Origin of the sequence: Mesorhizobium sp. M7A.F.Ca.CA.004.12.1.1, assembly GCF_003997835.1 — a bacterium.
In the GTDB taxonomy this organism is placed as follows: domain Bacteria; phylum Pseudomonadota; class Alphaproteobacteria; order Rhizobiales; family Rhizobiaceae; genus Mesorhizobium.
The window spans coordinates 1-843 of record NZ_RZRK01001343.1 but is presented as its reverse complement, the minus strand read 5'-3'; the positions used below and the strand labels follow the sequence as shown (position 1 = coordinate 843).

Here is an 843-nt window from a genome sequence, read left to right as displayed (position 1 = left end):
TCTGTATGAGGCACAGGATCGGCCAAAACGTCGTTTCTCGTATGAATTCGGTGTCGACGGTGACGAAATCCGACTTTTCGAAAGCGGCGAGAACGGTCTCGAGTTCTTTCTGGGTGGTGATGACGTGCATCAAATCGCTTTTGACAGGAGTAAGGTCTTCCTAGATTTCAGCCGCCGGGGCTTTCGTCAAGCTTTGGCACCGCCATCGTCAGGTTCCCGGACCATCGGAATCGTCGTTTCTCCTGGCCAGCCGCGCGAAAACCGTCGAAGTGCGCAGAAGCGCGGTGAAGCGGCCGCGCCTGCCTGCCGGCACACCGGACCGGGCCTGCATGCGGTAAAGGATGACGGCGATGAAGATCGCATAGACCACCGCGCTGAATACAAACAGGGCGCCCGGTCCGAAATATTGCATCGCCGTCGAGGCGGCGAACGGGCCGCCAATGGCGCCGAAGGAATAGAACAGCATCAGCGCCGCGTTGATCAGCACGAACTCGCCCGTGTCGGCGCGATCGTTCGAATGCGCCGCCGACAGCGAATAGAGCGGCATGGCGAAACAGCCGAAGATGAAGATGAGGATGAAGTTGAGCGCCGGATTGCTGCCGGCGATGAACACCAGCGCCAGCGCCGAAAGCATCGCGCAGCAGGTCGTGATCAAGAGCACGCGGCGCCGATCCCAGCGGTCGGAGAGGTAGCCAAGCGGATACTGGATGATGGCGCCGCCAAAGATGCCGACGCTGACGAAGGTGACGACATCGGCGACCGACATGCCGATCTGCTCGGCATAGACCGGCGACAAGGTGCGAAAGGCGCTGTTGGTGACGCCGACGGCGATGCAGCCGAAGC

At 60.9% G+C, this 843-nt stretch carries 1 protein-coding gene and 1 pseudogene; both read right to left on the bottom strand.

Features of this window, described 5'->3' with window-relative positions:
- Positions 1 to 130: pseudogene (locus EN984_RS39255) on the bottom strand (ribonuclease D); the annotation flags it as partial.
- 78 nt (positions 131 to 208) lie between these two features.
- Positions 209 to 843: MFS transporter (locus EN984_RS36265; RefSeq protein ID WP_127384438.1), on the bottom strand; the 635-nt coding region annotated here is incomplete at its 5' end.